The organism is Bdellovibrio sp. 22V (assembly GCF_030169785.1).
In the GTDB taxonomy this organism is placed as follows: domain Bacteria; phylum Bdellovibrionota; class Bdellovibrionia; order Bdellovibrionales; family Bdellovibrionaceae; genus Bdellovibrio.
On sequence record NZ_CP125854.1, the window covers coordinates 1,650,471 to 1,674,852 of the forward strand.

At 47.7% G+C, this 24,382-nt stretch carries 18 protein-coding genes; 11 read left to right on the forward strand and 7 right to left on the reverse strand.

The features are described 5' to 3' along the window. Positions 1–9: 9 nt before the first annotated feature. Positions 10–723 carry a hypothetical protein gene (locus QJS83_RS07950; RefSeq protein ID WP_284608642.1) on the forward strand — a complete coding sequence of 238 codons (714 nt, stop codon included), beginning with the start codon at positions 10–12 and terminating at the stop codon, positions 721–723. A 3-nt stretch (positions 724–726) separates the two neighbouring features. Here QJS83_RS07950 and QJS83_RS07955 read toward each other — a convergent pair whose 3' ends face one another. Continuing rightward, entirely contained in the window at positions 727–1,569 is an 843-nt protein-coding gene (locus tag QJS83_RS07955; RefSeq protein WP_284608644.1) for an MBL fold metallo-hydrolase, read from the reverse strand. Position 1,570: 1 nt separating this feature from the next. Continuing rightward, positions 1,571–2,863 (reverse strand): enoyl ACP reductase FabMG family protein, encoded by a 1,293-nt coding sequence (locus tag QJS83_RS07960; RefSeq protein ID WP_284608646.1) that lies wholly within the window; start codon positions 2,861–2,863, stop codon positions 1,571–1,573. Positions 2,864–2,967: 104 nt separating this feature from the next. Between QJS83_RS07960 and QJS83_RS07965 the strand changes: the two genes are divergently transcribed. Together QJS83_RS07965 and QJS83_RS07970 are read left to right on the forward strand one after the other, a co-directional pair. Continuing rightward, positions 2,968–3,708, forward strand: coding sequence for a helical backbone metal receptor (locus QJS83_RS07965; RefSeq protein ID WP_284608647.1), 741 nt, complete (start codon positions 2,968–2,970; stop codon positions 3,706–3,708). Between the two features lie 15 nt (positions 3,709–3,723). Further along, complete coding sequence (locus QJS83_RS07970) at positions 3,724–4,125, forward strand: hypothetical protein (RefSeq protein WP_284608648.1); 402 nt, start codon at positions 3,724–3,726, stop codon at positions 4,123–4,125. An 18-nt stretch (positions 4,126–4,143) separates the two neighbouring features. Here the strand turns inward: QJS83_RS07970 and QJS83_RS07975 are convergent, their stop codons facing one another. The 4 genes from QJS83_RS07975 to QJS83_RS07990 form a co-directional block, all read right to left on the reverse strand. Further along, complete coding sequence (locus QJS83_RS07975) at positions 4,144–7,443, reverse strand: hypothetical protein (protein WP_284608649.1); 3,300 nt, start codon at positions 7,441–7,443, stop codon at positions 4,144–4,146. Then, positions 7,430–8,560 carry a hypothetical protein gene (locus QJS83_RS07980; RefSeq protein ID WP_284608650.1) on the reverse strand — a complete coding sequence of 377 codons (1,131 nt, stop codon included), beginning with the start codon at positions 8,558–8,560 and terminating at the stop codon, positions 7,430–7,432. Before QJS83_RS07980 ends, QJS83_RS07975 begins: the two co-directional genes overlap by 14 nt. Positions 8,561–8,778: 218 nt before the next feature. Continuing rightward, positions 8,779–10,065, reverse strand: a complete 1,287-nt coding sequence (locus QJS83_RS07985) for a 3-deoxy-D-manno-octulosonic acid transferase (protein ID WP_284608651.1) — start codon at positions 10,063–10,065, stop codon at positions 8,779–8,781. After that, the gene (locus tag QJS83_RS07990; protein WP_284608652.1) at positions 10,062–11,039 is read right to left on the reverse strand and encodes a glycosyltransferase family 9 protein; all 978 of its coding nucleotides are present in this window, start codon (positions 11,037–11,039) and stop codon (positions 10,062–10,064) included. The genes QJS83_RS07985 and QJS83_RS07990 overlap by 4 nt, the downstream gene beginning before the upstream one ends. 296 nt (positions 11,040–11,335) lie before the next feature. Between QJS83_RS07990 and QJS83_RS07995 the strand changes: the two genes are divergently transcribed. The 5 genes from QJS83_RS07995 (at position 11,336) to QJS83_RS08015 (ending at position 18,183) form a co-directional block, all read left to right on the forward strand. Continuing rightward, positions 11,336–12,595: a hypothetical protein gene (locus QJS83_RS07995; protein ID WP_284608653.1), complete on the forward strand. Its 1,260-nt coding sequence runs from the start codon at positions 11,336–11,338 to the stop codon at positions 12,593–12,595. After that, on the forward strand, positions 12,585–14,888 hold the full coding sequence (locus QJS83_RS08000; RefSeq protein ID WP_284608654.1) for a hypothetical protein: 2,304 nt from the start codon (positions 12,585–12,587) through the stop codon (positions 14,886–14,888). Before QJS83_RS07995 ends, QJS83_RS08000 begins: the two co-directional genes overlap by 11 nt. A gap of 14 nt (positions 14,889–14,902) precedes the next feature. Further along, positions 14,903–15,964 (forward strand): hypothetical protein, encoded by a 1,062-nt coding sequence (locus QJS83_RS08005; RefSeq protein WP_284608656.1) that lies wholly within the window; start codon positions 14,903–14,905, stop codon positions 15,962–15,964. A gap of 3 nt (positions 15,965–15,967) precedes the next feature. Next, complete coding sequence (locus QJS83_RS08010) at positions 15,968–17,152, forward strand: THUMP domain-containing class I SAM-dependent RNA methyltransferase (protein ID WP_284608657.1); 1,185 nt, start codon at positions 15,968–15,970, stop codon at positions 17,150–17,152. Between the two features lie 83 nt (positions 17,153–17,235). Next, complete coding sequence (locus QJS83_RS08015; RefSeq protein ID WP_284608659.1) at positions 17,236–18,183, forward strand: hypothetical protein; 948 nt, start codon at positions 17,236–17,238, stop codon at positions 18,181–18,183. Positions 18,184–18,879: 696 nt separating this feature from the next. On the opposite strand, the gene QJS83_RS08020 is transcribed toward QJS83_RS08015, so the two are convergent. Further along, on the reverse strand, positions 18,880–19,992 hold the full coding sequence (locus tag QJS83_RS08020; protein ID WP_284608660.1) for an Hsp33 family molecular chaperone HslO: 1,113 nt from the start codon (positions 19,990–19,992) through the stop codon (positions 18,880–18,882). Between the two features lie 83 nt (positions 19,993–20,075). Between QJS83_RS08020 and QJS83_RS08025 the strand changes: the two genes are divergently transcribed. The 3 genes from QJS83_RS08025 to pruA all read left to right on the forward strand — a co-directional run bounded on the left by QJS83_RS08025 (position 20,076) and on the right by pruA (position 24,333). Beyond that, entirely contained in the window at positions 20,076–20,567 is a 492-nt protein-coding gene (locus QJS83_RS08025; RefSeq protein WP_284608661.1) for a phosphoglycerate mutase family protein, read from the forward strand. Then, positions 20,564–21,151, forward strand: coding sequence for a fumarylacetoacetate hydrolase family protein (locus QJS83_RS08030; RefSeq protein WP_284608662.1), 588 nt, complete (start codon positions 20,564–20,566; stop codon positions 21,149–21,151). Before QJS83_RS08025 ends, QJS83_RS08030 begins: the two co-directional genes overlap by 4 nt. A 233-nt stretch (positions 21,152–21,384) precedes the next feature. Then, on the forward strand, positions 21,385–24,333 hold the full coding sequence (pruA, locus tag QJS83_RS08035; protein ID WP_284608663.1) for an L-glutamate gamma-semialdehyde dehydrogenase: 2,949 nt from the start codon (positions 21,385–21,387) through the stop codon (positions 24,331–24,333). The last annotated feature ends 49 nt before the right edge of the window (positions 24,334–24,382 follow it).

A 24,382-nucleotide genomic window follows, 5' to 3' on the forward strand; every position in this document is an offset into this window, starting at 1 on the left:
ACTCAATTTATGACTATGTGCAATCTATGGAATCTTAAAAAAACCTTGGTGGGGACACTTCTTCTTTTTACGTCTTGCGGAGCGACATGGGCCCAAGCCGCGTTACCAACTAACAAAACCACAGTGGTCTATTTCGGTTTGCAGAAGGCCGAAGAGTTTGAATTGAAAGTAAAACCTGTTTTCGCGGAAAAATCCCGTCCCTGCAAAAGCTGTGAGATCGTGAATTACACGCCTTACACAAAAGAGGGCGATGTGGATATGGCGGCTTTGAAAGAAAGAGTCGAAGAGCTTCCGTCGAATGCCAGTTTCGTGTTTTTTGATTTCAACTTGAAGGTGAACGATAATTACAAAGAGCTTGTCGATCTTTTGAATAAAAAAGTGGATTCGGGGCTCGTGGTTGTTGGCAGTGCAGGCGTTCCTATGGCGCAAGAGACCTCCAGCCCTTTGAGCCGCACAGTGCTTGGACAAGTCGACGGCGCTTTGATCATCGGTGAGCTGGGCGACAGAGATCGTCTTGTGCCGACAGGTTTTTACGGGCCCGAAATGCTGACAGCTCTTCGTCCGCCGAAAGATATGATCGGCCAAGGCTACAGCCCTTTGATTTTCGCTGCGAATCTTGCGGAAAATTGGGAAAAACGTCCCGCGACAGAATGGGTTGAGTACTTCAAGAATAAAAAAATGAAGAGTCGCAAGATCTGGTTGGATCTGAACGATTTGTTCTAGGTCTTATCTGCCTGGAAAAAGATCCACGCGTTCATAATACTCTGCGGGGATCTTTTGCAAAAGCAGCTTCAAAGCCTGGCGGTCGGAATAGCGGCTTGAGGCGTGAATGAAAACAATCTTTTCACTCTCAATATCTGGCAAACGTGGAACAATTTCATCGATATGCGTGTGACCCCATTGGCGCGCTTGTTCAATCGTTTTTCTTTCATCCAAGTAGGTCGCTTCAAGAATAAGAATTTTGGACTTTTTAATCCATGGCCGAGAATCTAAAAACTCGATTTGCGTGTCGCCGGTAAAACTCACGACAGGAATATGGTGAAGCTCGTTGACCTCCAAACCTTGGCGGCGAAGTGCGACGATTTCGTCTTGGGAAAGTCCGACGTATTCTTTTTTTAGCTTCTTGTGAATCTCGAAAATCGTATAACCAAAGGACTCCACGCGATGGGTTGTCGGGAAAACCTTTACATAGGTTTGCGCGTTGAGGGGGATCTCGTCATCGGCTTTTACGGGAATGAACTCGTATTGATATTGATGATTCTCAATCTTTTCCCAAATCTTCATGATTTGGTCCATGGGTTCCACCAGCGACGTCGGCATATAGAACTTGCCGGGAGCTTGGGAGTTCATCGCTTTTTGTGAAATGATGTAGGGAATTCCCGCAGCGTGATCCAGATGTCCGTGACTAATGAAGTATTGTTTTAGATTTAATAAAAACGGATAGCCTTGAGCGACGTCAAAGCTGAGGGAAAGCTCGGGCATGGCAATCGCCGTGCGGATCCCCGACAGCGACAGGCCATAGAACTTGTACTTTTCGTAGTTCCAACTTTCCCCAGCGTAAACAGCCATACTACATACAGCGCGCGACGAGGTCGTGGCCGATCCATGCAACCGGAGCTTTTGGTTTCCAAGAGTCATGAAGCATCACATAGCCACAAGACTTGAAGACCACTTCGCTCAAAACGGCGGTGATAAGGTTTTTGGAGTCTTTGTGCATATCAAACAAATGATCCGAACTCTTCAGCATGTACTCCATTTGATCTTGGCGGGAATGCTGTGGCCACTGTTCGTACTTTGAGAAAGCCAAAGTAAGATCATTTGTGAGGTATTCATCAGTAAATTTGACGATCTGATCAAATGTCACATCATCTTTAAGAAGCGCTTGGCACTCGCTCAACACTTGTTCAGCGTGTTTTTTATCTCCAGCGTCTTTCTGAATAGCTGCGAGCAAAGGATAAAGTGATACTTCAACACCTTGAAAGACGGAGCTGGAGTTCGTCAGAATCTCAGGGCAGTTGTAAACGCAAGTGTTCAAGCCTTTCTTGAAGAAGTCTTCCGAGATTTTTTCAAGCGCCATCTTTGCCCAGCCTTGGAAATAGCATGTGTAAGTTTGCCATTTGTACTGACCACGGATCAGCACTTCCGTTCCGTGATAGCCATAAGCGGTGTAAGAAACATGGCTGCCTTGCGCTTCCAATTTTTGACGAAGAGGAGTCGACAAATCCACTAGGTGGCGGAATGTTTCAGCCGTCACTTCATTGAAGTTTCTTAGACAGAATTGACCGATTTGGGAATCGAGCAAAGCTTGTGTCGGGATATGGCGGTCGCCCGTGCCTTTGAAAGCGCGGTTCAAAAGAGGCATGATGATTTTAGTTCTTGGAACTCCGCCTGCCATCAAATGAGCAAACAAAACGTTGGCGCCGGCAGGGATGTGCTTTTCAAGTTCTTTCATGAAAAGCTCCGTGTTCTTTTTAAAACGGGCAACGCCGTTTTTCTGAGACTCATCAATTGAAGCCCAGTTCAACTGCGCCTGATCCCAGTCGCCCATTTTGATGTCTTTAAGCTGATCTACAGGAGTCACGCCTTTAGAATCCGGCTCCATATCAAAGCCAGCCTCAAGAGGAATGTTGATAAAGGGCTGGGGAATAGGGGCTGTTTCTTCAGCATTCAAGGCGCGCAAAGAACCATCTTTTTCACGGCGACCGACAGTCGCGCGAACCACTGTCATGCCACGGCGTTCGGCTTCTTCAACCAAACCGTTAGCGTAACCACGAGTAAAAAGCTCGCCAAATAACACAAGCACGTCGCCTTTTTTGTAGGGACTCAAAGCCGGTTTTTCACGAAGAGGGAAGAGTTGCGTCATAATAGTACCTCACAGTTAAGGAGACATACTGGTCTGGGCTGAAGAGGGGGTCAAGTTTTGACTCTCAATGGCTCAGTGGGTAATCTGCATTCTGGAGGATTTCAATGCGTGTTGTGAGTATGGTTCCGTCATGGACGGAGACGCTTTTAAAGGCCGGTGTGCAAGTTGTTGGCCGCACGCGTTTTTGTATTCATCCTCCGAAGATGATCACGAATATCCCCATTGTCGGTGGCACTAAAGACGTCTCGTGGGATTTGGTTGTCGATCTGAAACCCGATTTGGTTCTTTTGGACGAAGAGGAAAATCCGTCAGAAATGGCGGAGGAATGCCCCGTTCCTTATTTAGCGACCCATGTCTCTTCGTTACAAACTTTACAGACAGAGCTTGCGCGCTTAGGAGAGCATTTCAAAAATCCCACATTGATGGAAATGTCAGTGGATTGCTTGGACATTCTCGAAGCCCCGCGAGCGACGTGGAACAATCAAAAAATTCCCGGTTTTCTGGAGTGGGTGAAGGCGCCCACAAAAGAATACGACAAAGTCATGTACATGATTTGGAAAAAACCCTGGATGACGGTGAGTCACGAAACTTATATCGGCTCCGTTCTTGATAAACTCGGCGCCAATATGGTGACTTTTCCCGAAGGCGAGAAGTATCCGGTCGTTGAGATTGAAGATTATGAAGACTGTCTGTTTTTATTTTCTTCCGAGCCCTATCCGTTTCAGAAAAAAATCGCTGATCTTAAATCGCTGGGGGTTGAAGGTGCGATCGTGAATGGCGAGTCTTATTCCTGGTTCGGCGCGCGCAGTATTGAATTCTTGCGCGAAACTTTGTTGCAGAAATAAGGCCGGAGGCTTGAGATGAAAAAACTGTCTGCCCCTCGGTATCTGATTTTCCTTGCTTTCATCATCGCCGCTCTGCTTGTCGTTTTCTTTAATGGCGGCATCGTCGAAAAATCAGACGTGCAAAATCTCAAAGAAATTCCCGAAGGTGTTTTAGCGCTCTGCCGTGACTCTGAAGGTCGCCTTGCCGGCTTCGGCGAAGAGTGGGATGACACCACCGCCGTGCAAAGTGCTCTCCCGCGCACAATCATCCGTTCCGCCTGCAAAATCACCGGTCGTAATACGAAGTGGATTGTCATTTGCGAGAGCGCCGTCCGAAAAGCTCCGTACATTCTCGTGCAAGCGAAAATGCTAGACGGAACTTCTGTTGAAAATGTTTTCGAATCACCGCTATGGAATCTGAAACACGCCTGCGAGTAGATCTTGCAGGCGCTTTAATTACTGCACAAGATACATTCCCGGATAAGCAGGCCCTGACATTTGGAACAACTGCTCCATCATTTTTGTCGCGGCTGCTTGCGGATCCTCTTCTTTAACAGCGGTCTTCGGCATATTAATTTCGCCTTTCATCGCAAGGACGAAACGGTTGAAATCGTTTTTCGAGCGAAGGGCGATAAAGAAGTTTCTATTGCGGGCGTCACCGTTGTCCTGCATTTGTGCGCTGTTGGATTCTTGCGCGATCAAATAGTAGTTCTCGGTGATGTCCATTGCTTGCGTGCGAACTTCTCCGTCACAGATCATCAGGCCACGAGTCGTCGCCGTGACCATTTCAGCTTCGGTCAAACGCGGGTTCAAGACGCCCAAGTAGTCGCGGCGGCCAAACCAAGATTTCGTATCTTTGATGAATAAAATCGGATTCAAGCGCACGATCGCACATTGTTCGTACTTCGCCACGCGCACTTTAAATACATTCTGTTGAACTGTCATGGAAGTCGAACCACTCACTGTCACTGAATTACTGGAGCTGTTTGAATCCGACGTTGACCAAGACATTGAATAACCAAGGTCCACACCTAGTGAGAAAAGATCCAAGAACTTTTTCGACAAACCGACTTTTGCGCTGATGCTTGTAGATGTTGTCTTTGATTTCGAGTGAGACGTGCTCAAAGAAAAGCTTGTCCCCACAGAAAGTCCTTGATTAAAACCTTTCACGAATTGCGATCCAGCGATCTCTTTAATTGCGAGATGTTTTTCAACCTGGAAGAATTTTTCTGGAGTTTTTCTGACAGCATTATAGCAATCCATGCCAAGAACCATGGAAGTCTGCTGCATCAAGGCGCCGCCTTTATCGGCGTTCATTTTTTTCAGGTAATCATTGGCCCAGAACGCACACAGTTTTTGCGCCAAAGCCGGAGTCAAGGTGCCTTGATTCACAAAAGTCTGTAAGTCTGCCTTTGTCGCGATCAGACGTTCATTCAATTGCGTGGAGCCGACGAAGGCTTTCACCAAGGGTGCCGCCGTATCGGCGGTCTTCAAAGACAGAACGTCGAGATTATTTTCTTTCGCGAAATTGGCAATCTCAGAGCGCGCCTTCAAAGCTTGGCGTTTTTCCGCTGCCAATTGTTTTCCTTGAGTCACGATTTTCTCAATCACATTCTTTTGCGCATCGGCGTTCTGGCCCTGGCCCGAAAGCAAGAAGTTCGAAACTGCCGAAGCATCCATCAAGCGTAAAGGACGGGAGGCTTCGTCGATATTCAATGTGATAGGTCCGATGAACGTTGGATTCTCAAGGCCGGTTGTCGTGTCAATCGCAGAATCCAAATTCGCCGCAGTGTCTTTTAAAGTGATTTGACCGCCCGCAACTGTGACTTTGCTTTCGTCGACAGGATAGATTTCAACCAACAAGTTGTTTCTGTTGCCCAAAGCTTTCAAATCCTGCGTTTGGAAAGTAATGTCGGTATTGATCTGACCATTGAGCACATTCACCAAACGCTCCGCGGATGTAACATAAGTGTTCGAAGTGTCGTAGTCGCGATTTTGCACGACGGCCAACTTCAACAGGTAGATACCGTCACGAAGGCGTTCGATCTCGCCGCGGCCGTTTGCCAAGCTCGAGTAAACCAAGAGGCGAGGATCCATTTTAAATTGAATCTTCTTCGTCACTGTGAGGTTTAGAAGAGAATCAATGCTGTAGTTGTAAGAAAGAGTGTTGTAAGCAAAACCATCCATCAGAACTTGTGTGCGCGGGCGGTTTTCGTTTTGGCAGCTGAGGATTAATTTTTCCGAAACATCCACATAGCGCATATCACGCGCCACAACACCTTGAGACTCCCAAGGATTGACGAGGATCTCGAGCTTTTCGTTCATGCCCAAATCTTTATTGGCGATTTGCACGAAACCTTTTAGGTAGCGCTGGCAATCGAAGAATTTAAATGTGATACTTTCATCCCAGCTCAAGCAAGAGTTGTTGTCTGTTTTGACTGCCACCGTCTTCGCTTCGTCGCCCTCGTTTTGACGGAACTTCGTCACGTTGAACGTATGCGCGCGCGTGTTCTTCTGATCCAGACCGTTACGCACGCAAGCTCGGATATTGTAAAAAACTTCGCGCGTGGACGTCGTTTCGTGTCCTACACGAATAAAACGGAACTCAAGCTGTGACACTTCAATTTTTGGTTTTTGATAAGTGTCGTTTTCAACAGCTCCTGTTTGCTGATTTTTAGAAACTTCCGTCAAAGTCGCATTGACGAAATTAGAAATTTTAAAGTCTTTCGTTTGCGCTACTAAAGTGTTCAGTTTCAAGAACGAAGAACCTTTAATCTGATCGTATTCACCCAGCATGTAAATGCCGTCGAAACCCTTCAAGCCTTGCGGAGCCGCCACCGGAGTCAGCTCAAGACCCAAGACGATCTGACCGCGAGTGGGAATAGCCGGCAATGACATGACAGCTTTCACAGCCAAACTTCCGTTTTCCATCTTTACAGGCATCGGTGCCGTCTCAGAAAGAAGACGGCGGATTTCGCGGTCATTTTGCTGATAGAGGTGAATTAGTTTTAAGCGCGCCGTGAAGCTGCCCGCTGTTAACGGTCGCAAGAACATCTCGCCATTCATTTTTGTTAATTGAATGGAAGGAGTCGGTCTCATTTCAACAAGCAAGTCGACGCCGTCTGTTGTTAGTTTTGTTTCAGTCACGAACAAACGACCGTCTTCGACCCAAAGAGGGCGAGACACCGCTTCGTTTTCCGCAGAGAAACCTTTTAACGCCAAAACACCTTGTTCTGCATCGTTGACCAAGCGTGGAATGTTGTTGCCGTCGTCAGGATTCAAAACCGGAGTTAAAGTTTCGCCGTGAGACCAAGGATTGATCGCAAAAGCCACCAATTGGGTGCCTTTGTGAAGACCTGTTCCTTTAATATGACGCTCGATACGGATGTATTGAGAATCACCCAAAAAGTTATAATTGATCCGCTCTGCCCAAGTGATGCAACCGGCTTTATCGGAAGTGACTTTTTTGCTGACTTCTTCAACGATAAAATCATGACCGGGAATTGTTTTATCGTAAGCAACGTCCTTCATGCACGCCTGAAGATTGAAAACCTTGGAAGACGGCAACGCAAATGAGCCTTGGACTGACGTTTCAAGCGCTTTGGATTTATCCGCCATAGCTTGTGCTGTAAAAGTCGCCGCGGACGACTCTGTATCCGCTTTATCTTTAGGGCTTGGCAGGTTGCAGGCCGCCAAGGCCGAAATCGTATAGAGGCCTAAAATAACTTGGATGAAGTTCTTCTTAGATGTTTGCATAGAAGGTCTCCAGCTTGATCATCAAAGTTTTTTCGCGTGATTGAATGGCATTTGAAAACATCACTTCAGCGTCTGTATATTTCACACCGATATTGAAGCCTTCTTTTTTGAAGGACAAAGAACCTTCTGCAGAATAGCCCACGCGGTTTGTCTCAAAGCCGGAAGCGTTGAAGTAAGCCACCGCCGCCTCGGGAGCAACGGAGAAGTAACCGCCTTTGATTGTGATATCCATATTTTTTGTCGCGTGAATGTCCGTTCCCAAATAATAACGATATGCGGAGTTCATGTCAGAGGCCGCTTTTTGATTCACCAGGTACTCGGCGCCAACCATCACATCAAGAAGAGTAAATACGGGAAATTCAATTTCAGTCGCAGCTTCAAGGCCTTCGTATTTATTGATAAATGCGTACTGCGCATCCGAGATTTTATTCACCTCATTACCCAGCAAACGAGATTGCTGAGCCACCGCGGAAGGCAGGTTGTTATAAACCCAGTATCCTGCCGTTGTTTTCCAATAAAGATTGGCAGCTGTTTGCCAACTGAATTTCAAAGCAGCTGAATTCAACGAAGGCGTCGCCTCCAGATCTTTTGTATTTGTGCTTAATGAAGTCGACGTTGGAATCGCAGTTTCAATTACAAGAGATGTTCTTGTGCCGCCAGCACGTAAGAGGCCTTCTGCGCGAGCCGCCGGGAAAGCGATAGAGTCCAAAAGAAGGCCTGTGTGCAAGTGAGATTGATTCAAAGCTCCCGCGGAAACTCTGAAGAATGAAATCGGCAAGTAGTGTGCGGCTGCCTGGCGCAATAGAATTTTATTTTCAGCTTTATCGGCACCGTCAACAGATTGCGTTTGTCCCGACTGCAGACGAAGAGACGGTTGAATATCTAATTGCAAAGAGGAATGAAGAAGGTATTTCGCATTGATATCCGTACGAATATCAACGAGTTTGGATTGGCTTCTGTCGTCTTGCGTATCCGAACCCGCAAGACGTAAACGCCATTCCGCAGAGAATTTGTCTTGCTTTGCCGTCGACAAAGCCGTGCTATTCTGACCTTGAGCCCCTGCTTGAGCTGTCAGTATCAAAATGAGACAAATGCATGTTAATCCAAACCTTTTCATTCAAACCCCGTGTGCTAAGCCATTTATTTCAAGTTCTGTGCTTAGCACTCCGGGATTCATTGCAATAATAGAAGATTTGGCACGGAGGCCTTTTTACAGATGCCGTTTTTTGTCGTCCTTAAAGGGATTCAAGGGCTTGAGCGAGAAGAGAAGACGAATGTCAGGAATCCGTTGGCAGAGCCCGAAATGAAGATTTTTGAGACGGAAATGTGACGGAACTAATATTTTTCCAGGGAGGAAAGAACTCGCTGTGTGGAATTGCGATTTTTCCCGATTTCCGCGCGGATTTCTTCTTTGATGTGGGGGATCTGTTCTTGCTGCTTTTTCATGCGTTGAAGAAGAACAACCACGTCGTCGGCAGAGTGAACCACCTGCACAATCATTCCCGAAGAAAAATTCTTTTTCTGATAAAAAAGCGCTTCGCGATTGTTGCGATGTTGAGGGCCCACCATGACAGGAAGGCCTGCCGCTAATGCTTCCATCACACTGTGCACTTGTTTTTTAAAGGAGCCACCGACAAACGCAATATCCGCCCACGTATAAAGCTCGGCCAAAATTCCCACTTGATCGACAAGCAAAATAGAACCTGCGGGCCACACTTGCGCCTGCGAGTAACGAACATAACGAAGACCGGCATTTTTAAACTGCGCCTCCAGATGTTCCAAGTGCGCAGGGGTCGTTTCATGAGGCGCGATGATGACTTGAATATGCACGCCTTTCAATTTTGCCAGAGCAGGAATTAAAACCGCCTCGTCCTCAGGCCACGTGGAGCCGGCAATAAAAACGAAGTCTTCAGGACTGGGAATCAACTCACTCTTTAAAGCTTTCGGATTTTCCAAGCGATGAAAAACTTGATCAAAGCGGGTGTCGCCACTCACGACGACAGGAATGTCGAGATTCAGTGCGTGCAAGTTATCAATGTCTTCCGCAGAGACACAGTGAATTTCAGAGAGACGGTTCAAAGAAAACTTCGTCAAATAACGCGTAAAACCTTTGAGGCGTGACGAATTATCGGCAAAAGTCGCTGAAAACAACGTCGTCGGAATATTTTCTTTTTTTGCGACAGCCGCCAAAACCGGCCACACATCGGTGCGCGAAAACATCAAAACGCGGGGATTCCATTTTTTGATAAAACGAAGCAAAAGAAAATCCAGATCCCAAGGTAAGGCCGCCCACACGTCCACGTCATGCAAGCTTTCAAGAATTTTTTTTGCAGAAGGGGAGGAGTACGTTACAAGAACGGGAATTTCAGGATGCTGACGTTTCAATTCTCGAATGACGGGGCGGGCGTACTCGATTTCCCCGCTGGCAGCGTGAATCCAATACGGTCGAGCCAAAGCGATTTCATTTTCGGCTCCTGCGCGTTTGATTTTATAGAAACCGTGATTTTTATCTTCGATCATCTCACGCAGTTTCCCCTGCAAAAACGGGCGGAAGAGCTGCAAAAGAAAATACGCCAAAGGCACGATGATGAACTTATAGAAGTAAAAAACAAGAGCACTCATGAAGAACGACCTAATAAGATTTTGATCTCAGCGGCGATGTGCTGAGGAGTGATATCCACCAGACACTGGTGATATTTGTTTTTATTCACACAAGGTCCTTGACCGTGTTTGCTGCAAGGACGGCAAGGCAGATCAATTTCCATAATACGTGTCGAAGGACGTGACGGAAATCCAAAAGGTGCGGGGCCCATCAACGCAATGGCCTTATGACCTAATTGCTCCGCCGCGTGCAAAAGCCATGTATCGTTCGTCACAAGGACGGACGACAACCCGACGGCACCTGCACTCACAGGTAAAGAACATTTTCCCGCCAAATTCAAAACTCGGTCCGGCGCCACATCACGGATGTCTTCGATAAAAGAATCTTCCGGGCCGCCTAGAAGAATGAACTTCTGATGCGGCATTAAAAGAATCAATTCTTTCCAATACTCCTTAGGCCAGCGCTTTAGAAAATGCGCCGCGGAAGGAGCTAGTGCGATCGCACCTTTGTAAGAGCCCAAAATCTCTTCCGCTTTTTTATAGGCATCTTCGCTTAAAAACAGCTGCGGTGCTGCCGGAGGAAATTTTGAAACTCCCCAAGGGAGAAGTGGCTCTAACAAATCTCTTTGCCCGGAAAAAGGCATTTCAAATTTATTAATGCGCAATCGAAATAGCAAAAATCTTTTCCAGCGACGAATCGAACGGCGAATGAACTTAGGACCGATTCCCAAGAAACCCAACGGGCGCAGCATCCACACGATCACGCGCGAGCGCATGTTGTTGTGGGCATCATAGATATGCGTGAAACCTTCGCTGCGCATTTTTAAAACAAGTTGAATCAAACCTTTTAAGCCGGCTTTGCGATCAAACTCCCAAACGCGCTGAATGGCGTTGTGATTTTTTAGAAGAGGCGCCATATCTTTACGAGTAATCCATTGGATTTCGGCGTCAGGGAAGGTCTTTTTAATGGCCGAAGGAACACTCAAAGTCTGCACCACATCTCCGAACGCGGAGAAGCGAATGATTAAAAATTTAGCACTTTTAGGTTCCCGTATTAACATCCCCCAAGACTAACAAATGCGCCAAAAAAGGTCACTTGTTTAAAACTTATTAAAAGCATTGTTCGTAAAGTCGCCCTGGCCGGGCACAGGCTTTGATCTATATAGATCCGAATAGGAGGCCCATGGCATTTCCGGGGCGCCCTTTTTTAGGGACCTTTTTATCATCTTTAGTAGGTGCAGCTTTGTTTTTAAGCGCATCTCCGCGCGCGTTTGCCCAGGTGCAGACCGAGATGAGAGTTTTTTCGGACTCCTTTATCAGTCCTTCTTTTGAAGCCACGCAAAAAACGAATTACCAGTTTGTCGGAGCCCAACTTAAGACCGATCCCTTTGCTGAGGAAAATCTGAAGATGGATGTTGCGGGCGGCGTTGCCATGGGAGCGCCTCTTCTGAATTATCTCAATATTTCTGAGCTTTACGTCCAAAGCCGGCAAAGCGAAACGGAGACCTTTTATATAGGGCGAAAAAAGATTCTTTGGAATGAGCTCGATGCGCGCTGGGATTTGGGCGTGTGGGAGCCTCTGTTTAAGTGGAATCCTCTTTCACCGGAACGGCAGGGGCTTTCAGGGCTTTTCTGGCAAGTGGATAAGCCTTATTACACTCTCGTGCTCTTTGCGTCGCCTCTTTATTTGCCTGACCAGGGGCCGAGTTTTGAAATTGAAAACGGCAGTTTTGTGAAGGGAAATCCCTGGTTCCGTCGTCCGCCAGAAAGTATTCGCATTTGGAGCGAGGCAACGGCTATCGATTATAATTTCGAAAAGCCGAACGAATCGCAGATCGTTTTACAGAATTCTTTCGGAATGAAGCTGTCCTTTGGCGATCCGCAAAGTCTTCGTGCTCAGCTGAGCTATGCGTATAAACCTTCCAATCAATTGGCCATCGGTTACGAAGGCAATCTCGATGTCGCGCAACTCAAAGGCGCGGTCGAGTTGCAACCGCAAGTATTTTATCATTCTCTTGCCGGGGCTGACGTGACTTATAAAGCGAATGCGTTCCGCATCGGTGTCAGTGGAATGTGGGATCGCCCGAATAAAGATGAAATTTTTAAAGCCGAGTGGACCCACCCGGAGTTCTCGGACGCTGTTTTGTTAAGCCCGTTTATGGAGTGGAACAACGGACGTTGGGGTGTTTCTTTGCAACATCTCGATATCTTCGGCGGAGACGTGACGGAAAAAGGGGAGTTGGCGAATCCAGACCGCGCGGCCTTAATGACGCGCTATCCGTATAAGCAGGCACAGCAAGTCGCATTTTTGACCAACATGAGTTTCCGCAAAGGCCGTAAGCTTTTAAGTAAAATCAGTTATACGTACTCTGAAAAAAATGATTTTGAATTGATTCGCGTGAGCACGCGCTTCCGTCTTTCAGGATTGTGGTCCGTGATCGGTGAAATGCAAATGGTCAGGGCTGGCGCTTTGACCGCGAGCAATCAAAATGAAATCGCTCAATTCGTTAATAACGACCGTCTCATGGTGGGAGCTGCTTATGTCTTCTAAAAAGCTCCTGCAAATAGGCGTGGCCGCCGTTCTTTCTATGTCCTCTTTGGGTTGCAGCGAATTCCTTAACGGGAAAAAGACAGAGCCTGAGGTTATCGAATTTTCTGACAAACGTTTCGCGTGTCTGCAAAAGCTTCCGTCGCAGTTGCAAAAGTTTTCCGTCGGTGATGCGCAAGAGTCCGACGTGCGCGCCGGTTTTGACTGTATGACCGATGCGCTTTTTTACTTCCAAAAAAGAACTTTTGGTTCACTGGAAGGCGCTTACACGGTCGAAGAAATGCGCAAATTCTTCGGAAAATACTTCCTCAAGCAAAACAACGTCACCCCTGAGTTCGCCGCGGAATTGATGAAAATCAAGCGAGCTCTTTTGGGGGGCTCGACGGCTTACATCACGAAAGACGAAATCATCCGTTTGATCGAGATGATGAACATCGTGCGCGATGAATCCGTGCAGATCGCTCCGCACGTCAAGATTCTTTTGAATCAAACAACTCAGCAAAAAGCGGAGTGGGAAGAGATCTCAAATGCCTCGGAACAGCTTCGTCGCAGTTTGCAAAGAATTTTAGAAAAAACGCAGATTGCCAAATCAGATTACAGCTTTGAAGACGCCAAGAAAGCACTTTCCGGTTTCGCGGAATTTATCAAAGGTGAAGAGCCGTTTGCTCCCTACGAAAAGTACGGCGAATGGGTTCCGGTTGTTGAAGCCGTGAAAAATGTCTTGATGGGTAAACGCGCTCATTTCACGGGGCTCTATCAATGGAGCGAAAGCCTTGATACTTTGATCGGCCTGTATGAAATGGCTCTTAAATATCACTACAATTTAAGTGATCTTAAGTTTGAAGATCAAAACAAGCTCCGTCAGGTCAGTCAGTTCGTTTCACAAGGGTTGAGACTGATTGAAAACTCGCATCAAATGAAAACCACGGGCGTGATTCCTGTGGACGATATTGATAATTTGATCGAACAGTTGCTGCCGAAGTTTACGGATAAAATCCGGGCGCGCTCTCTCAAGAAAACTTATCGCGCCGTATTGCTGAAGATGCTTGATCGGGACCGCAAAGGCGACTCGCGGGCTTTCTTGGGGCTCGAGAAAAAACACATCGCGACTTTGCAGCGCGAGTTTAATATCTGGCGTTTGAATCAAAGTTTCTTCGACAACTTATTCACGTCTTCGCAAGAGGCAACGGCGCTTTCCCAGGAAGAAATTCAAGCGGTGTTTGTTCGCTTTAATAAATCCTTTGTGATTGAAAAAGGTCTTACTGATGATCCGTTCGAGCAACAGGCTCTGGAGAACGCGTGGGAGGATATTCGCGAACTTATTAATAATAAAGTTCCGGTGTCTTTCAATGCGGACGGCCGCCTGGTCATCGTTCGTGATCGCACGCCCTTTAAAAGCACGTGGAAATCTTTGACCAAGTTCAATGCAATGCGCGCGATCGCTCGTATGTTGATGATGGGTTATGGCGAAAATACGCAAGAACGTATGAGCGAAGCCCGCATGTCCAAAAAAGGTTTGATCTCCTGGTACGACGACTTCCAGGAAATTATGACGGACCTCAAGGCCTTTGATCCGCGCTCTGGTAATTCCGGAGGTCGTAGTTTCTTAGAGGCGAATTTCTTTACCTTCAGCGGTAATGGCGACGAAGCCATGGACCACAAAGAGACCTTTGAATTTGTAAGCACTTTGTTTGCGGCGGGCCTTTCAACTTCCGAATCGTTGCGTCAACACATGATCGTCGCAGCCTGCGCGACGAAAGATAAAGACGTATTTGGATATCCATACTTCAAAGAAGACTGTTTTAAAAATCAATTGCGAAAGCACATCGGCGTTTACTTCAATAATCTGCCTGGAATGGTGAGCTACGTTCGCAGTTTGACGACAGCGCAGTGGGAACAGTTCTATAACTTCCTCGCTGTGGCTTCGGCGGCTCCGGGACAAAAAAGCGGGCATGTGGAAACGGCGAACATTCGCACGATGGTCACGATTCTTCACTATATTGAAGGCCTCGTTGTTCTCTATGATGGCGACGGTAATCAGGCGTTGTCTTTGGATGAAGTCTACGCGGCCACGCCACGCTTTATGTCGTTCTTTAAAACGGTGACAACGACAAAATCGGAAATGTTGTTGAAGCAGGGATTTGCTTACTTGGTGTTCAACGGCTCTATTCCTGACGCTGGGGATCTGGCGAAATTCCAATGGGATAAGATGTGGGGCCTCAATGACGCTACTCGAATGGAAATTGCCCGAATCTTCGGCACCTTGAAGGATCAATTGAACAAGCCTCAAAACTAAGCTAAGGTCAGCTCATGACCTTTCGCGGGATTCTTTTATCATTATTGCTAACAGGGCAGGCCTTTGCGTCTTCGATGGACGACGAAGTGCCTATCATTCTGCGTGAGCCCGCGGCTGCGGAGGCTGCGGTTCTGCATCCACAGGCCCGAGCCCGCGTTCAGGTTATGATCGACAATAAAACTCTTCGGGCCACCAGCCATTTTAACAACTGGTATATCGGCGAAGTGATCGCGATTGAATCGCAAACTCCTGCGATCGGCATCATCGGTTTCGTCGAGGTCACTGGTATTGAAAACAAGCAAGACGGCACTTACGAGCTTTCTTGTGAGCTTCTTCGCCAGTCGCGTTTGAACTTCGTGCAAGTCGGCGACACGCTTATGCATTTGGATCTTAGCACTGAAAACGAGAGATACAAAGGCACGACGGATCTGATCATTAAACAGCAAAGTAAAAATATTTCCTCGAAGTACAAGCCTCTGTTCACGCAGGGTTTCTCTGTCGGTGAAACGGCGGAAACACTGTGGGAGAACGAGTATCTCATCACGTGGTTCGGTCAAGTGAACTATGGTTTTAAAGAGTGGCTTACGGCCAGTGCCGTTGTGCCGGCGTACTTTCTTGGGGCTTACAATGCCAACGTCAAAGCGCGTCTGCATCAGTCGCCTTCGAATGTTGTAGCGACCAGCTTGAACTTTGCGCGTATTCCGAATGAAAACAGATCGACTTTGAACTTAACGGTTTATTGGGACTCTGTATCCTCGGAAACAACGGTTTCGCACACGTTGTTGACGATCGCTCTTTTCAGTTTCGACGATGCGGAAGAAGCAACGGCCATTAAAACTTTGGGAACAAGCTCTTTGCAGTCGGGTTATGAGTTTATCCTTAGCAACTGGGACCGTGTTCTTCTTGGGCCAAGTTATAACTTCGAGAAAAAAGCGGTCGGAGGTTACATCACTTATCTTAAGATTTGGGATAAGTTTCACCTGAGTTTTTCTTTGAATGCCACCGACATTACTTCTATCAAAGTGTCTCCAACAGACGGTTATTACCCTGCGTTTGACGCTTACTGGAGATTTTAGAGTATGAACCGTTTTTTCGTTTCAACTCCTCTGGATTTTGAAGAAAACGCGCTTCTGGAAATGAAAGAAATCTGGCCCTATCTTTTAGGGAAAGATGCGAAAACGCACACACTGCCTTTTCCCGAAGTGGATGTCGTTCAAGGCGGTCTTGAGTTTGAGACGGATCTGTTCGCGGCCTTGCAGCTGAATTTTTTTATGAAGACGGCCAATCGCGTTTTGCTGCGAATGACGTCCTTTAAAACTCGCGATCTTCCGAAGTTCTATCAGAAATTCAAATCTCTTCCCTGGCGTGAGTATTTACCGCACGCACACGTCGAATGGGAAGTGGCCGCGCAGAAAAGCCGTTTGAATAATGAAAAGCGCCTGCAGGAAAGTGCGGAAAAAGCCTTGCGCGAAATTTTTGGCGAACCCAAAGAGGCCACTCCTTGTGGCGCAATTTACATTCGCCTGGATGATGATCTTTGCACAATCAGTCTGGATTCAACCGGAGAACATCTTCATAAAAGAGGCTGGTCCGTTCTAAAAGGGGAAGCGCCTTTGCGGGAAACGATCGCCGCGTATCTTCTGCGTGCGATGATCGACCAAGCGACGCCTGCGGAACTTTCGCAAGTGACATTGCTGGATCCGATGATGGGTTCGGGAACTTTTCTGTGCGAAGCGCGCGGTTTGTGGAGCGGGCACTTTGCAAGACCTTACTCTTTTCAGAAGTGGAAGAAGGCGCCGAAGTTATTTCTTTCGCCGAGTTTTGCATTAAATTATGAATTGCCGGTTCGAAATATTTTCCGTCGCTACATCGGCTTTGACGTCAACGCTGACATGCTTCCTGCGGCCGAGAAAAACTTTGCCGAAGTGGAAAGACAGCTTCGCGAAGTGCAGCGGGACTTGTTTCAAAAAGCCGAACATCTATTTAAGCAGCAAGACGCTTTAACGGGGGAGTTTTCCTCTGACAGCCCTCTGTGGATGGTCGTCAATCCTCCTTATGGAGAACGTTTGCCGGTGGCTGGCAAAGGGGGCGTGAGAGCCCTCGCGCAGGTTCTTTGCGAGCGGTATAAGCCTCATAAGCTCGGTATTCTGTACCCTGATAAGGAACGCGTTACGCCGGTGCCAGAGGGCTACCAAGTGCTTAAAGAGCATAAAATCAATAATGGCGGCCTCCGCTGCCTGTTCACGATTTTGACACGCCTGTAAAATTTCAGGAATCGGTTAGGATTTGCGGCACCCCCGGTTCTTCCGCTGGAAGTTTGCGGGATTTCCAGCTACATTCCTGGTCCATGAAAACAGCCCAACTTTTCTCCGCCCTTATTTTGTCTTCAGCTCTTTTAACAACGGCTTGTACTCCGAAGGATGAAGCCATCACGGATCCTGCGACTCGCAACAAAATCCTTGAACAAAAAAATCGCCGTCAAGGTAAGACCTCGAATGGTCAGAAGCGTTTCCAGATCGGATTCTTTGCGATCTCTTCTTTGCTTGTTGATAAGGAAGTCGAAGCGGTGGAGTTGGTTCGTCTTGCTCTTGAAAAAGACAATGGCACGAAATCCAACGCAAAGCTGACGGATAAAGCGGTTAAAGAAAACGGCTACACGGCGAAATTGTCTTTAAGTTCTGAGACTCTTGAGTATGTCACAGATAAAGGCACGTTTAAAACAAACGTGGCGAAGAATTTGGATGTAGTCGTTGCTGAAGGTAAAGTCACAATCTCTGGCAAAAAATTAAAACAATCTCTTGATAAAGCACGCGCAGAGAACGAGAAGAAAACTTATGCGAACCTGAGTGAGGAATCGTTTGAAGTGACTCTTCAAGACAAAGCAGGCGATGACAGTGCGGCTTTAATCACTTTGACTTCTGCGGGTACGATGAACGCGGCGGTAGAGGAAAATGGTTCGAAAGAAAATGTTAAAATCCAAGTTGCTTTGGTTGTAGATAAAGAGTCTTTAAATACAGAAAACGTCAAAGTTCTTTCGACAAAATCTGTGATGTCTCTTGTGAAGAACAACGGTAGAACTCTTGATGTGAAAATCGAAGGTGAAAACCACGAGCTTTCCATGGTGGGTCTGTGCAACGAAGTTAAGGGCTCAGCGAAAATCACTACGGATAAAAAAGGGAAGTTTGTTACGTTCCAAGACGAAACAGTGGAAGTGGCAGGCTCTAGCTTCAAATCCACAATCGCGACATGCGGAAAACGCCCCACAGTCGACCTCAGCCGACTTCTTCTCCTCTAACAAAACCAATTGGACAACCAGACTCAAAAGAAAAAGGACCTAACAAGGTCCTTTTTCCGTTAAAAGGTGCCTGCTTCTTTTTTCTGGCTACAGCGCGGCTAACGCGCGTTCGCCAGAAAAAAGAACCAGGCACCTTTTCCTGGACTTAAATCGCAGCGGGGTTGTGCCGAAATGAGAGAGGATGTGGAGGGCACATGAAGTGTCTTGGATTGCTCGTTGTGGGGTTGGTTTTATGCGTCTCTGGGGCGCGGGCGGGTGAGGTTTTGAAGGCGGGTGTGATGCAGCTTCAAGCTTCGGCCCAGGATCTGGAAAAAGCGCGGAATCAAGTTCGGCAACGCTGCAATGAACTCGGGCTTTATGCGCAAGTGGCAGGTAACAAGTCACATTGTTTAGAGCTAGCCGAGTCCGAGCGTTTTTCTTTGAATGCTGCCGCTAACTGCGTGAAGTTTTCGGATGCCGCTTTTGTTGCTTGTTTGGAAGTTAGCAAAGGTTTGGCGATTCCACAGGGGCACTATGACGTTTGTGCCAATGTCCGTGAAGGGGACAGTCGCTGGTCTCCGCGTAAGGAATGCCTCAGACATCTTTCTGTCAGCTCTTCCAGTTATAATAAAAAATCTTTCTCCGAATGTTTTCGTCTTTTCGAACGCTCGGAGCTCGAAACCCGTTCGTGCTTAAATATGATTCGCGATCGGGAACTCAGTGACCATGTCGTCGTGGACTGTTTCGTAGAAAATCAAAAGCACGGTGCCGCAAGCTCCACCTTCGAAAAATCATTAGCATGTCTCGACAAAGAAACGGAAAGCGCTCCGCTTCTCGGCTGCAATCCTCGAGGTATCGAAGGTCGCACCACTCGCAGCGGCAACCCACCACCCTCACGAGGAACTCGATAAGAAAGGTGGGGGGGGGGTTTTTTTTTTGGGGGGCGCGGGGGGGGCGGGGGGGGCGGGGGGTGGGGTTTTTGTGTTGGGGGGGGGGGGGGGGGTGTGGGTTTTGGCAAGTGACGGCGGCGTCTTCGTTTTTGTTGATCATGTCTTGAAGTTCTTCTTCTCCTAAAGTTTCAAGAGCGCGCACGACGCGTTCTTTTGTACACGGGCAGAAGTATTCAATATTGTGATCGTGCGGGAGTTCTTCGAACGGAATGCCATCCATGAATGGAGCGACAAGATCCATTGGTTGCGCGCCCTCTTTCAACATTTTGGAAATGTTCGGTTGTTTTTCTTCGTAGTTCTTTTGGATTTTTTCAACCACGGCTTCTTCCACACCCGGCATGACTTCAATCAAAACGCCACCGGCCGCGACGACTTTACCGAAAGTATCCAAATACACGCCCAAAGAAACCAAAGAGCGAATTTGATGCGATTGATGCAAGTAATGAGCAATGTCCTGGCCGATCTCGCCGCTGACCAACTCCACCGTTCCGTGGAAAGGTTGTTTTTGGAAGGGCTGATGTCTTGCGACACTCAAAGTTCCGTTGCCAAGAGCTTCTTTCAAACTCAAACCTTGATCGTAATTCGGTGGTTGGTATTGCGGGTTCGGCGTGTAACCGCGCACGTGTCCTTCGTAAGAAGCTTCAGCATAAACGCTTTGCAAAGCGCCGTTTCCACGGAACAAAAGACCGACTTGTTGGCCGTCTTTCAGCTGAGAAGCCATCAAAAGTGCGCCTACCATGCTGCGTCCCACGGCCACAGTGGCCAAAGGATAAGTATTTTGGAGTCCTTGCATGTGTCGAACGACTTCCGTCGCATTCACCGCGGCGATACGAACCGTCAGATCTTTAGAAACAAAACGATGAACACGTTCTTTACTCATGACAAACTCCTGCACTCTATGGAAAACTACCTCGGAAGGTAGCAAAGCAATTTCGTAATATCAAGCAGAGAGACCCAGAACCGATGAAGATCTATCTCTTCCGACACGCACAAAAAGCCATGGATTTTTCAGGAGATCCCGATCTCACTCCCGAAGGACACGCTCAGGCCTCCAAACTGCTGGATAAAGTGTTGAAAAACGAATTGCCAACGCCCACAGAATTATGGGTTTCGCCGAAAAAAAGAACTCATAGCACCTTCCGCCCGCTCTCTCAGTATTTCAAATTGCCGATGCAGATTCATGAATCCTTGCTGGAGCAACAGCCAGACGAAACGATCTCTCACTTTCAAAAACGCATCGACGCTTTGTTTGAAGAGGCCGCGCAAAAGAAAAATGCCGTCGTCTTTTTTTGTTCTCACTACGACGTCGTTCTTGAAGCGATGAATGTTATTACGAGCGACAAAGATCTGTCCGATTCGGAGTTCTCGCACTGGAGTCCTTGTCAGTACATCGGCTTTGAAACGGATGGCCAAGGGCTTTATGAATTTATCGAATTTAAGAGGGTGCAGCTATGATTCAAAATGTGTGGGCCGTCGGCCGCAACTATGCGGAGCATGCGAAAGAACTTGGCAACGAAGTGCCGACAGAACCCTTGATTTTTCTTAAAGCCGGAAGCTGCGTCACTCTTGCGAGCAAGGAACTGCACTTGCCGGCATGGAAAAACGAGTTGCATCACGAAGTTGAACTGGCCTTGCGCTTCGATGAAAACCTGCAGATCGATGAAGCGTGTATCGCTCTCGATCTCACCGACCGTGATAAACAAAATCAGTTGAAAGCCAAAGGCCAGCCTTGGACCTTGGCCAAGAGTTTTAAAGAATCCTGCCCGATCTCTAACTTCTTCCCAGTGAACGATTTGGAAGAGCTCAAAAACCTGGAAATTATTTTAAAAATCAACGGCGATCTTCGCCAAAAAGGCCACACCTCGCAAATGATTTTCCCTTTGGAACAGCTCATTGAGTTCGTGCGCCACCATTTCCCGGTCATCCCGGGCGACCTCCTCCTCACAGGCACCCCTTCCGGCGTCGGCCCCTTCAAAAAAGGTGACCTCCTCGAAGCCGAAATCCCAGGAAAAGCCAAACACACCTGGAAAGTCGTTTAATTCGCTCCCAAGGTACGGCCTTACTTATGGTTGAGGGCTGCGTCAAAAGGACGTTCAAAAAGGTCCATATGCAAGGCGGAGGGATAGGCTCGCAGCGCAGGCCTGCTCCAAACACGTCGGAGCGAGAACCTACCCCGACAACGCAGTCAGATGGGCCTTTTTCAACGTCCTTTTTGGGCTTGTTTTTTTATATTCACAGAGCGAAGATGCGGCCTCTCAATTGAGGTAAAAATATGAACGACATCCAATCGCAAATCGTCGCGCGCGGCGAAGAGATTATGAAGCGTATGGAAGGCCAGTCAAAGGCTTCCATTTTCTCAAAAGATTTCTGGTACGGCTCCATCATGGAATGGAGTATGAAAAACGAAAAATTTAAAACCAATATGTTCCGCTTCGTGGACGTGCTTCCTTCGATCAACTCTGGTGATGAAGTCGCTCGTCACTTGAAAGAATACTTCGCCGAAGACGGCGGAAAACTTCCTCCGGTTTTCAACGTGGGTTTGGGGTTGGGTTCCTTGGCTCCGGGCTTGATGGCCAGCGCGATTAAAAAGAACGTCGTCGGTATGGCGCAAATGTTCATCACAGGTGAAAATCCGGATGAAGCTCTTCCTGTTTTGAAAAAAGCGCGCAAAAACAAAATGACCTTCACTGTCGATATTTTGGGTGAAGCGATTTTGTCAGAGAAAGAAGCGCAAGAATACACCAACAAATACGTGGAGCTTGTCACTTGGCTCGCAAAAGACGCCGAGAAGTGGGACGAAGTTCCTCAGATCGACCGTGATCACGAAGGGGCCCTGCCGAAAGTCAACGTGTCTGTGAAGATGACGGCTCTTTATTCCCAAATCAAAGATTTGGCGTGGGATGAATCCAAGAAAATCTTGAAAGACCGCATGCGCCCTGTGTTCCGCTTGGGAATGCAAAAAGGTGTGTTCATCAACCTCGATATGGAGCAATACTCTGTCAAACATTTGACTTTGGAAGTGTTCACCGAGCTTATCAATGAGCCGGAATTTAAAAACTACAAATACTTCGGTGTCGTGATCCAGGCTTATTTGCGCGACTCTTTCGAAGACGTCAAAATGCTGACAGACTTCGCGAAGACTCGTGGCACTCCGTTCTGGGTTCGTCTTGTAAAAGGCGCTTACTGGGACTATGAAACAATCGAAGCTGAACAACGTGGCTGGCCAGTTCCCGTTTACACGAACAAAGCCGAGTCCGACGCGAACTACGAAGTGTGCGCGAAGTACTTCCTTGAAAATATCAAATACATCCGCCCTGCTTTTGCTTCTCACAACGTAAGAACGATCGCCGCTTGTATGGTTTACGCGGAAAAATTGAACATCCCGAAAGAGGCTTTGGAATTCCAAATGCTTTACGGAATGGCGGAGCCCATTAAGAAAACTTTGGTCGACATGGGCTACCGCATGCGCGAGTACGCTCCTGTGGGTGAGTTGATTCCTGGGATGGCGTACCTTGTACGTCGCCTGCTTGAGAACTCTTCCAATGAATCTTGGTTGCGCGGAAAATTCGCTGACAACAAATCTACAGCGGAGCTTTTGAAAGATCCTGCGCAAGGACTGACTCCGACTTCGCCGATCATCGCGAAAAAACCAGGAAAGTTCTATAACGAACCTCTTCTTGATTTCGCTGTTAAAGCCGATCGCGAAAGAATGATCAAAGCTTTGGCCGAAATGAAGGCGTCTTTGCCTGTGACAGTTCCAGTGATGATCGCCAACAAAGAAATCCGTACGGATAAAAACTTTGACCGCGTGAATCCTTCGGAAACTTCGCAAGTCGTGGGCAAGATCAACATGGCTTCCGTAGAACACGCAGAACAAGCGATGCAAGCCGCGCAAGCAGCTTACAAAACGTGGAAGAACGTGCCTTGCGAACAGCGTGCGGCTTTGGTCGACAAACTCGCAGACTTGATGGTGCGTGACCGCTTTAAATTGATCGCAACACAAGTCATGGAAGTAGGTAAACCGTGGGCGGAAGCGGACGGTGACATCGCAGAAGCGATCGATTTCTGCCGTTACTATGCGCGTGATATGCGTCACTTGCAAAAACCTCTTCGCGTGGGCGGTTTGCCCGGCGAGCTTTCGCACTACATTTACAAATCTCGTGGTGTGACAGCCGTAATTGCTCCTTGGAACTTCCCTCTGGCGATTTTGACAGGCATGGTGACAGCGGCGGCTGTGACTGGAAACACGGTCGTAATGAAACCCGCCGAGCAATCTTCTGTCGTTGCTTGGGGCTTGATGAAATTGGTTCAAGAAGCAGGTTTCCCTGCGGGCGTGATAAACTTCTTGCCTGGTTTTGGTGAAGAAGTCGGTGAATACATCGTGAACCACAAATTCACGACAACCATCGCGTTCACAGGTTCTAAGGCCGTCGGCTTGCACATCCTGAATCGTGCTTCCTACGTTCAGCCGGGCCAAACTCACGTTAAGAGATGCATCATCGAAATGGGTGGTAAGAACGCCGTCATCATCGACAACGATGCCGACCTTGATGAAGCAGTCGACGGAGTTTTGTACTCCGCTTTCGGTTTCAGCGGTCAGAAATGTTCTGCTGCCAGCCGCGTGATCGTTCTTGACGAAGTCTATGACAGATTTACAGAGCGCTTGGTTGAAGCCGCGAAATCCATTGACGTATTGCCTGCGGAAAATCCAAAAGCCTACATGGGACCTGTCGTTGATGAAGAAGCTTACCAACGTATCCTGAACACGATTGCGGAGAATGAGAAGACTCACAAACTTCTGTTCAAAGGCACGGCTCCTACGACAGGCTTCTTTGCTCCGCCAACAATTTTCGGAGATGTTCCAGGTGACTCCAAACTCGCGCAAAACGAAATCTTCGGGCCGGTTGTCGCTGTGATCCGTGCGAAAAACTTGGATCAAGCTATTGAGATCGCAAACAGCACCGAGTACGCATTGACTGGCGGAATGTTCTCGCGCAGTCCTGCGAATATCGCTCGTGTGAAAGAAGAATTCGAAGTGGGTAACTTGTACATCAACCGCGGCATCACAGGTGCCATGGTCGACCGTCATCCATTTGGTGGTTTCAAGATGTCAGGTATTGGTTCTAAAACCGGCGGTCCGGATTACTTGAAACAATACATGGAGCCAGCAGCTGTGACAGAGAATACTCTTCGTCGCGGCTTTGCACCGGCGGAAGAATAAACCAAAGTATATTACAAACAGAGAAGAATTAAAAAAGCTCCGACCCGAA